Origin of the sequence: Streptomyces viridifaciens (assembly GCF_001888885.2) — a bacterium.
Classification (GTDB): Bacteria; Actinomycetota; Actinomycetes; order Streptomycetales; family Streptomycetaceae; genus Kitasatospora; species Kitasatospora aureofaciens.
This window is the reverse complement of the sequence record NZ_CP090841.1, coordinates 3,112,773-3,122,006: the sequence shown is the minus strand read 5'-3', so window position 1 is coordinate 3,122,006 and position 9,234 is coordinate 3,112,773. Positions and strand designations below refer to the sequence as shown.

8 protein-coding genes are annotated in these 9,234 nt (G+C 70.8%); all 8 read left to right on the top strand.

What is annotated here, in order from left to right; genetic code table 11:
• The first annotated feature begins 1 nt into the window (after nucleotide 1).
• The 8 genes from nuoI to BOQ63_RS20850 all read left to right on the top strand — a co-directional run bounded on the left by nuoI (nucleotide 2) and on the right by BOQ63_RS20850 (nucleotide 9,117).
• Nucleotides 2–604, top strand: a complete 603-nt coding sequence (gene nuoI, locus BOQ63_RS20885; protein ID WP_030286545.1) for an NADH-quinone oxidoreductase subunit NuoI — start codon at nucleotides 2–4, stop codon at nucleotides 602–604.
• The gene (locus BOQ63_RS20880) at nucleotides 604–1,488 is read left to right on the top strand and encodes an NADH-quinone oxidoreductase subunit J (RefSeq protein ID WP_030286543.1); all 885 of its coding nucleotides are present in this window, start codon (nucleotides 604–606) and stop codon (nucleotides 1,486–1,488) included. The genes nuoI and BOQ63_RS20880 overlap by 1 nt, the downstream gene beginning before the upstream one ends.
• Nucleotides 1,485–1,784 carry an NADH-quinone oxidoreductase subunit NuoK gene (gene nuoK, locus BOQ63_RS20875; RefSeq protein WP_030235394.1) on the top strand — a complete coding sequence of 100 codons (300 nt, stop codon included), beginning with the start codon at nucleotides 1,485–1,487 and terminating at the stop codon, nucleotides 1,782–1,784. The genes BOQ63_RS20880 and nuoK overlap by 4 nt, the downstream gene beginning before the upstream one ends.
• Before the next feature lie 14 nt (nucleotides 1,785–1,798).
• Nucleotides 1,799–3,694 (top strand): NADH-quinone oxidoreductase subunit L, encoded by a 1,896-nt coding sequence (gene nuoL, locus BOQ63_RS20870; RefSeq protein ID WP_030286541.1) that lies wholly within the window; start codon nucleotides 1,799–1,801, stop codon nucleotides 3,692–3,694.
• A gap of 157 nt (nucleotides 3,695–3,851) precedes the next feature.
• Nucleotides 3,852–5,486: an NADH-quinone oxidoreductase subunit M gene (locus BOQ63_RS20865; protein WP_030286539.1), complete on the top strand. Its 1,635-nt coding sequence runs from the start codon at nucleotides 3,852–3,854 to the stop codon at nucleotides 5,484–5,486.
• Nucleotides 5,483–7,120 carry an NADH-quinone oxidoreductase subunit NuoN gene (nuoN, locus tag BOQ63_RS20860; protein ID WP_051747025.1) on the top strand — a complete coding sequence of 546 codons (1,638 nt, stop codon included), beginning with the start codon at nucleotides 5,483–5,485 and terminating at the stop codon, nucleotides 7,118–7,120. The genes BOQ63_RS20865 and nuoN overlap by 4 nt, the downstream gene beginning before the upstream one ends.
• 252 nt (nucleotides 7,121–7,372) lie before the next feature.
• Nucleotides 7,373–8,383 carry a polyprenyl synthetase family protein gene (locus tag BOQ63_RS20855; protein ID WP_030286534.1) on the top strand — a complete coding sequence of 337 codons (1,011 nt, stop codon included), beginning with the start codon at nucleotides 7,373–7,375 and terminating at the stop codon, nucleotides 8,381–8,383.
• Between the two features lie 71 nt (nucleotides 8,384–8,454).
• The gene (locus BOQ63_RS20850) at nucleotides 8,455–9,117 is read left to right on the top strand and encodes a response regulator transcription factor (RefSeq protein ID WP_030286532.1); all 663 of its coding nucleotides are present in this window, start codon (nucleotides 8,455–8,457) and stop codon (nucleotides 9,115–9,117) included.
• The last annotated feature ends 117 nt before the right edge of the window (nucleotides 9,118–9,234 follow it).

Below are 9,234 nucleotides of genomic sequence, written 5' to 3'. Positions count from 1 at the left end.
GATGTCGTCCGACCAGACGGGCCGGCCTGAGCGGGCCGACCGGCCGTCGATCCTCGGCCCGGCCGCCGGTTTCGGCGTGACCTTCAGGGCCATGTTCAAGAAGCGGCTCACCGAGCAGTACCCGGAGCAGAAGAAGCCGACCGCTCCGCGCTTCCACGGCCGCCACCAGCTGAACCGGCATCCGGACGGTCTGGAGAAGTGCGTCGGCTGCGAGTTGTGCGCCTGGGCCTGCCCGGCCGACGCGATCTACGTGGAGGGCGCGGACAACCGGGACGAGGAGCGCTACTCGCCGGGCGAGCGTTACGGCGCGGTGTACCAGATCAACTACGCCCGCTGCATCCTGTGCGGGCTGTGCATCGAGGCCTGCCCGACCAGGGCGCTGACCATGACCAACGAGTACGAGCTGGCCGACTCCTCCCGCAAGGACCTGATCTTCACCAAGGAGCAGCTGCTGGTGGGCCTGTCCGAGGGCATGGTCGACACCCCGCACGCGATCTTCCCGGGCACCGACGAGGGCGCCTACTACCGGGGTGAGGTCACCGCGGCGGCGCCGGGGACGGTCCAGCAGGAGCGCACCGACCGGGAGAAGGAGGTGCGGCCGTGATCGCACATCTGGCGGCGGCCACCGGGACGACCTCCACGGGTGAGGCCGTCCAGTTCTGGGTGCTCGCGGTGATCGCGGTCGGCGGCGCGCTGGGCATGCTGCTGATGCGCAAGGCCGTGCACAGCGCGCTGTGCCTGGCGGCGACCATGATGGCGCTGGCGGTCTGCTACATGGCCCAGGGCGCGGTGTTCCTGGGCGTGGTGCAGATCGTGGTCTACACCGGCGCGATCATGATGCTGTTCCTGTTCGTGGTGATGCTGGTCGGCGTGACCAGCGAGGACTCGCTGAAGGAACAGCTGAAGGGCCAGCGGTTCGCCGCGGTGCTGTGCGGGCTGGGCTTCGGCGTGCTGCTGATCGCGGGGATCGCCAACGCGAGGCTGGACCACTTCACCGGGCTGGCCGAGGCGAACGCCGAGGGCAACGTGCCGGGCCTGGCCCGGTTGATCTTCACCCGGTACGTGTGGGCCTTCGAGGTCACCGGCGCGCTGCTGATCACGGCGGCGATCGGCGCGATGGTGCTGACCCACCGCGAGCACGTGAAGGCGCCGAGGACCCAGCGCGAGCTGGCGGCGCAGCGGGTCAGGGACAACATCCAGGTGCCGCCGCTGCCGGCGCCGGGCGTGTACGCGCGGCACAACGCGGTGAACGTCCCGGCGCTGCTGCCGGACGGCACGGTCGCCGAGGACTCGGTGATGGCGACGCTGCGCGAGCGCGGCCAGGTCCGGGACGTCAGCCAGGCGATGCTGCAGCGGATGGCGGAGCTGGAGAACAGCACGGCGGACTGGCTGGGCCGGCCGTCCTCGGAGCGGCCCGCCGTGGCCGGTCCGCGCAAGTCCCTGGAACCGGTGCCCAACCACGAGAACGGCGAGGAGGACGCGCAGTGAACCCGGTCAACTACCTGTACCTGTCGGCCCTGTTGTTCACCATCGGGGCGTCCGGGGTGCTGATCCGGCGCAACGCGATCGTGCTGTTCATGTGCGTGGAGCTGATGCTGAACGCCTCGAACCTGGCGCTGGTGACGTTCTCCCGGATGCACGGGACGCTGGACGGCCAGATCATCGCCTTCTTCACGATGGTGGTCGCTGCGGCGGAGGTCGTGGTCGGCCTCGCCATCATCGTCTCCATCTTCCGGACCAGGCACTCCGCTTCGGTCGACGACAGCAACCTGATGAAGCTGTAGGCGGAGGACCTTCGGTGAACTCTCTCATTCCGCTGCTGGTGGCGGCTCCACTGGCCGGCTCCGCCCTGCTGCTGCTCGGCGGCCGGGCCTTCGACCGGTTCGGCCACTGGCTGGCCACCGCGCTCGCCGCGCTCTCGTTCGGCTTCGGCCTGGCGCTGTTCTGGGACATGCTCGGCCGCGACGGCGAGCACCGGGCGGTGACGGAGCACCTGTTCAGCTGGGTGCCGGTGAACGCCTTCCAGGCGGACGTCTCGTTCCGGCTGGACCAGTTGTCGATGACCTTCGTGCTGCTGATCACCGGGGTGGGCACGCTGATCCACCTGTACTCGGTGGGCTACATGGCGCACGACGAGCGCCGGCGCCGCTTCTTCGCGTACCTGAACCTGTTCCTGGCCGCCATGCTGCTGCTGGTGCTGGCGGACAACTACCTGCTGCTGTACTTCGGTTGGGAGGGCGTGGGCCTGGCCTCGTACCTGCTGATCGGCTTCTGGCAGCACAAGCCGAGCGCGGCGACGGCGGCGAAGAAGGCCTTCATCGTCAACCGGGTCGGCGACATGGGCCTGTCGATCGCGATCATGCTGATGTTCGCGGAGTTCGGCTCCTTCGCCTTCACCCCGGTCTTCGACTCGGCGCACGAGGCGAGCGAGGGCAAGCTGACGGCGATCGGCCTGATGCTGCTGCTGGCGGCCTGCGGCAAGTCGGCGCAGGTGCCGCTGCAGTCCTGGCTGGGGGACGCGATGGAGGGCCCGACCCCGGTCTCGGCCCTGATCCACGCGGCCACCATGGTGACCGCCGGGGTCTACCTGATCACCCGCTCGGCGGCGATCTTCAACCTGGCGCCGGACGCCCGGACCGCCGTGGTGGTGGTGGGCGCGGTGACGCTGCTGTTCGGTGCGATCGTCGGTTGCGCCAAGGACGACATCAAGAAGGCGCTGGCCGGCTCGACCATGTCGCAGATCGGCTACATGGTGCTGGCGGCGGGGCTCGGCCCGATCGGCTACGTCTTCGCGATCATGCACCTGGTGACCCACGGCTTCTTCAAGGCCGGGCTGTTCCTCGGCGCCGGGTCGGTCATGCACGGCATGGACGACGAGGTGAACATGCGTCACTACGGCGGCCTGCGCAAGCACATGCCCTGGACCTTCGCCACCTTCGGCCTCGGCTACCTGGCCATCATCGGCTTCCCCGGCCTGTCCGGCTTCTTCTCCAAGGACCGGATCATCGAGGCGGCCTTCGCCGAGGGCGGCACCGAGGGCTGGATCCTCGGCCTGTGCGCGCTGGTCGGCGCGGCGGTCACCGCGTTCTACATGACCCGGGTGATGCTGCTGACCTTCTTCGGCGAGAAGCGCTGGCAGCCCGACGCGGAGGGCAACCTCCCGCACCCGCACGAGGCGCCGAGGACCATGGTGATCCCGATGGTGCTGCTGGCCGTCGGCTCGGTGTTCGCGGGCGCGCTGTTCGACATCAACGACTCCTTCCTGAAGTGGCTGGAGCCGGTCACCGGGCACAGCGAGGGCAACTCGCCGCTCAGCTCGTGGACCGTCACCGGGCTGACCACGGTCTGCATGCTGGCCGGCCTGGGCCTCGCGTACGTGATGTACGGGCGCTCGCCCGTCCCGGTGGTGCCGCCGGTCGGCTCCCCGCTCACCCGGGCCGCCCGCCGCGACCTGCTGCAGGACGACTTCAACCACGCCGTGCTGGTGCGGCCGGGCTCGGCGCTCACCGCGACCCTGGTCTTCTTCGACAGCCGCGGCCTGGACGGCTTCGTCAACGGCCTGGCCGCCGTCATCGGGGGCCTGTCCGGCCGGCTGCGGCGGGTCCAGAACGGCTTCGTCCGCTCGTACGCGCTCTCCATGTTCGGCGGCACGCTGGTGCTGGTCGCCTCGACTCTCCTGATGAGGTCCGTCTGATGACAGTTGCTCGCCCGCTCGCCTCCGGGCGCTCCGACCCGGCGCCGACACTCTTCGCTCCGGCAGTCCCTCCTGCGTCGGTCGCTCGTCGCTCATCACTTCTGGCACCGGCGCGCCCTTCGGCTCGGGGCGGGGAGACGCGGCGGGAGGTGCGGCCATGAGCGTCCTGCTGACCACCACCTGCGCCGTCCCGGCGGCCGGTGCGGTGCTGACCGCCGCCCTGCCCGCCGGGGCGACCGAGGCCCGGCGCCGCACCACCAAGACCGTCGCGCTGGCCGTCTCGGCCGTCACCCTGGCGCTGGCCGCCGCGGTGGCGCTGCGGTTCGACCCGCACGGCGCCCGCTACCAGCTGACCGAGTCGTACAGCTGGATCCGCTCCTTCGGCATCACCTTCTCGCTCGGCGTGGACGGCATCGGCGCGGTGCTCGCCCTGCTCACGGCCGTCCTGGTGCCGATGGTGATGCTGGCCTCCTGGCACGACGCCGACCCGGGGCCCGCAGCGCCGGACGGGACCTTGGACCCCGGCACTTTTGAGCGGCGCAGGAGGACCCAGGGCTTCTTCGCCCTGATCCTGGCGGTGGAGGCGATGGTGATCGTCTCCTTCTACGCCACCGACGTCTTCCTGTTCTACGTGTTCTTCGAAGCCATGCTGATCCCGATGTACTTCCTGATCGGCGGCTTCGGCGACCGGGCGGGCGGCCCCGAGTCGGCGCGCCAGCGTTCCTACGCGGCCGTCAAGTTCCTGCTGTACAACCTGCTCGGCGGCCTGGTGATGCTGGCCGCCGTGATCGGCCTGTACGTGATCGCCCAGGACCAGGGCTTCGGCACCTTCGACCTGCCGACCCTGACCGACGCGGTCGCCGGAGGCAGCCTGAAGCTGTCCGGCACCGCCCAGAACGCGCTGTTCCTGGGCTTCTTCTTCGCCTTCGCGGTGAAGGCCCCGCTGTGGCCGCTGCACACCTGGCTGCCGAACGCGATGGGCGAGGCCACCGCGGGCACCGCCGTGCTGATCACCGCCGTGGTGGACAAGGTCGGCACCTTCGCGATGCTGCGCTTCTGCCTCGGGCTGTTCCCGGACGCCTCGAAGACCTTCGCCCCGGCGATCATGGTGCTGTCGCTGATCGGGATCGTCTACGGCGCGCTGCTGGCGATCGGACAGAAGGACATCAAGCGGCTGGTCGCCTACGCCTCGATCTCGCACTTCGGCTTCATCATCATGGGCATCTTCGCGCTGACCAGCCAGGGCCAGAGCGGCGCGACCCTCTACATGGTCAACCACGGCCTCTCCACCGCCGCGTGGATGCTGGTGGCCGGCTTCCTGATCTCCCGCCGCGGCTCGCGGCTGATCGCCGACTACGGCGGGGTCCAGAAGGTCGCCCCGGTGCTCGCCGGGACGTTCCTGATCGGCAGTCTGGCGACCCTGTCGCTGCCGGGGCTGGCCCCGTTCGTCAGCGAGTTCCTGGTGCTGGTGGGCACCTTCACCCGCTACCCGGCGATCGGCGTGATCGCCACCGTCGGCATCGTGCTGGCCGCGCTGTACGCGCTGCTGCTGTACCAGCGCACCATGACCGGCCCGGTCAAGGAGGGCGTGCGGTCGATGCCCGACCTCAAGGTCCGCGAACTGGCCGTGGTGGCACCGCTGGTGGCGTTGACGATCCTGCTCGGCGTCTACCCCAGGCCGCTCACCGACCTGGTGAACCCCTCGGTGGACGCGACGCTCTCGCAGGTCCACCGGACCGACCCGGCGCCGGCCCACCCGGTCGCCGCCACCTCAGGAGGTGAGCAGAAGTGAGTGCCAGCGCAGTGCTCGCCGCCGCCGGCGGCAACACCCCGAGCATCCCCGCACCGCACGTCGAGTACGGCCAACTCTCCCCGATGCTGGTGGTGTTCGGCGCCGCCGTGGCCGGCGTCCTGGTGGAGGCGTTCGTCCCCCGGCGGCTGCGGCGCTGGACCCAGGTCTCGCTCTCCCTGGTCGCGCTGGTCGGCGCCTTCGTCGCCGTGGTGGTGCTGGCCGCGCAGGGCCACGGCGCGCCCCGGATCGACCTGCTGGCCATGGAGTCGGTCGCGCTGGACGGCCCGGCGCTGTTCCTGCAGGGCGTGATCCTGCTGGTCGCGGTCGTCACGGTGCTCACCTACGCCGAGCGGAGGCTGGAGCCGAAGGCCGGCGGCGAGCCCGCCGACGTTTTCGCCGCCCAGGCGGCCGCCACCCCGGGCGGGGAGCAGGAGCGGGCCGCGGTCCGGGCCGGCTTCACCACCACCGAGGTGTTCCCGCTGACCATGTTCGCGGTCGGCGGGATGCTGCTCTTCCCGGCCGCCAACGACCTGCTGACCATGTTCGTGGCGCTGGAGGTCTTCTCCCTCCCGCTGTACCTGCTCTGCGCGCTGGCCCGCCGCCGCCGGCTGCTGTCCCAGGAGGCGGCGGTCAAGTACTTCCTGCTCGGCGCCTTCGCCTCGGCGTTCTTCCTGTTCGGCACGGCGCTGCTGTACGGCTACGCCGGCAGCGTGAAGCTGGTCGACATCGCGGACATCGTCTCCGGCAAGACGATGACCACCGCGGCGCAGCTGAGCAGCACCCGGAGCGACGTGCTGCTGCTGACCGGCCTGGCGATGCTGGCGGTGGGCCTGCTGTTCAAGGTCGGCGCGGTGCCGTTCCACTCCTGGACGCCGGACGTCTACCAGGGCGCGCCGACCCCGGTGACCGGCTTCATGGCCTCGGCCACCAAGGTCGCGGCCTTCGGGGCGTTCCTGCGGCTGTTCTACGTGGCGTTCCCCGGGCTGCGGCTGGACTGGCGACCGGTGCTGTGGGGCGTGGCGATCCTGACCATGGTGGTGGGCGCGGTGCTGGCGGTGACCCAGCAGGACGTCAAGCGGCTGTTGGCGTACTCCTCGATCGCGCACGCCGGGTTCATCCTGACCGGGGTGATCGCTGTCAACAAGCAGGGCCTGTCCTCGGTGCTGTTCTACCTGGCGGCGTACTCCTTCGTGACGCTCGGTGCGTTCGCCGTGGTCACCCTGGTGCGGGACTCCAAGGGCGAGGCGACCCACCTGTCCAGCTGGGCGGGGCTGGGCCGGCGGTCGCCGCTGGTGGCGGCGGTGTTCGCGCTGTTCCTGCTGGCCTTCGCCGGGATCCCGCTGACCTCCGGTTTCACCGGGAAGTTCGCGGTGTTCCAGGCGGCGGCGGCCGGCGGGGCGACGCCGCTGGTGATCGTCGGTGTGCTGAGCTCGGCGGTGGCCGCGTTCTTCTACATCCGGGTGATCGTGCTGATGTTCTTCTCCGACCCGAAGCCGGGCGGTCCGACGGTGGCGATCCCGAGCGCCTTCACGGCGACGGCCATCGGGGTGGGAGTGCTGGTGACGCTGGGGCTGGGTCTGCTGCCGCAGTACTTCCTGGACCTCGCGTCCAAGGCCTCGCTGTTCGCGTACTGACCGTCACCGGTCGGTTTGCTGGAGGTCGGTCCGGATGTCCGGGCCGATCTCCAGCCTTTGTTTCCAGACGAATTCGCCCCCACCGCCGCGTCGCCCGCGTAGCGCTCCTGACCAGGCCTTCCGGCTCGGTCATGACAGGATCCGCACGCCCGTGCAGTGATCCACTCACGACCGGATACCCTGCCTGTATGGCCAGCGGCGGCACTCAGGGACCAGGCCGCTAGATCGACCAGGGACAGAGGAGTGGTCTTCGTGACCGTCGTGGGACCCTTCGGGCTCAGCGTGCAGGACCGCGACCTGACCCGTGACGTCCAGGCCGGGCTGGAAGCGGTGGAGGCGGCGCTCTCCGAGGCCGTCAAGAGCGACGTCCCCTTCATCACCGTCACCGCCAGCCACCTAATGGAGGCCGGCGGCAAGCGCTTCCGTCCGCTGCTCCTGCTGCTCGCCGCCCAGTTCGGCGACCCGGGGGCGCCCGGCGTGGTGCCGGCCGCGGTGGTGGTCGAGCTGACCCACCTGGCCACGCTGTACCACGACGACGTGATGGACGAGGCTCCGGTGCGCCGCGGGACGGAGAGCGCCAACTCCCGCTGGGACAACTCGGTGGCCATCCTCACCGGCGACTTCCTGTTCTCCCGCGCCTCCCAGGTGCTGGCCGATCTCGGCCCGGAGGCCGTGCGGATGCAGGCCGAGGCCTTCGAGCGGCTGGTCACCGGCCAGATCCTGGAGACCCGTGGCCCCGGCCCGGACGGGGACCCGCTGCTGCACTACCTGGACGTGCTGGCGGGCAAGACCGGGTCGCTGATCGCCGTCTCCTGCCGGATAGGAGCGCTGATGGCCGGCGCCGAGCCGTGGCTGGTGGAGACCCTCGGCGACTTCGGCGAGCGGATCGGCATCGCCTTCCAGCTGGCCGACGACGTGCTGGACATCGCCAGCGACGGCGACGAGTCCGGCAAGACCCCCGGCACCGACCTGCGCGAGGGCGTGGCCACCCTGCCGACCCTGCTGCTCCAGCAGATGCCGGCCGACCCTGGCGACCCGGACGACACCCGGCTGCGCGAACTGCTCGCCAAGGACCTCTCCGACGACGACCTGCACGCCGAGGCGCTGCGCCTGCTGCGCGCCCACCCCGCCCTGGAGCGCGCCCGCCGGGAGACCCTGCGGCACGCCGAGGAGGCCCGGGCGCTGTTGGCCCCGCTGCCGGACTGCGCGGCGAAGGCGGCCCTGGACGGGCTGTGCGACGCGGTGGCGATCCGCACCATGTGATCCCCGCCCACGGCGCCGCAGGGATGGGGGAGACTGGCTCCCGTCAGTTCACGCCTGCCCGGAAGGTCGCCATGCGCCGCGTCGTCATCGCCGAGGACTCCGTACTGCTGCGGGAAGGTCTGACCCGGCTGCTCACCGACCGCGGCCTGGAGGTCGTGGCGGGGGTCGGGGACGGCGCCGCCCTGGTGAAGACCGTCCATGACCTGGCGGCCTCCGACGCCCTGCCGGACGTGGTGGTCTCGGACGTGCGGATGCCGCCGACCCACACCGACGAGGGCCTGCGCGCCTGCGTGGAACTGCGCGGGCGCTACCCGCACCTGGGCGTGCTGGTGCTGTCGCAGTTCGTGGAGGAGCGGTACGCCTCCGAGCTGCTGGCCGGTTCCACCCGGGGCGTCGGCTACCTGCTGAAGGACCGGGTCGCCGAGGTGCGCGAGTTCGCCGACGCGGTGGTGCGGGTCGCCGAGGGCGGCACCGCGCTGGACCCGGAGGTGGTGCAGCAGTTGCTCAGCCGCAGCCGCAAGGGCGACGTCCTGGCCAACCTGACTCCGCGCGAGCGCGAGGTGCTCGGGCTGATGGCCGAGGGGCGCACCAACGCGGCGGTGGCCAAGCAGCTGGTGGTCTCCGACGGGGCGGTGGAGAAGCACGTCAGCAACATCTTCCTCAAGCTCGGCCTGGCACAGAGCCCGGAGGACCACCGTCGGGTGCTCGCGGTGCTCACCTACCTGAACTCCTGACCGCGACGGCTCCCCGGGCGTGCCCGCCCGCGGCCCGGGGAGCCGCCGCGGCGCGGTGCTCCGTACGCGGAATGATCTCCGGTGGCCGAGCGTTGTCGGTGGATGCGGCGAGAGTCG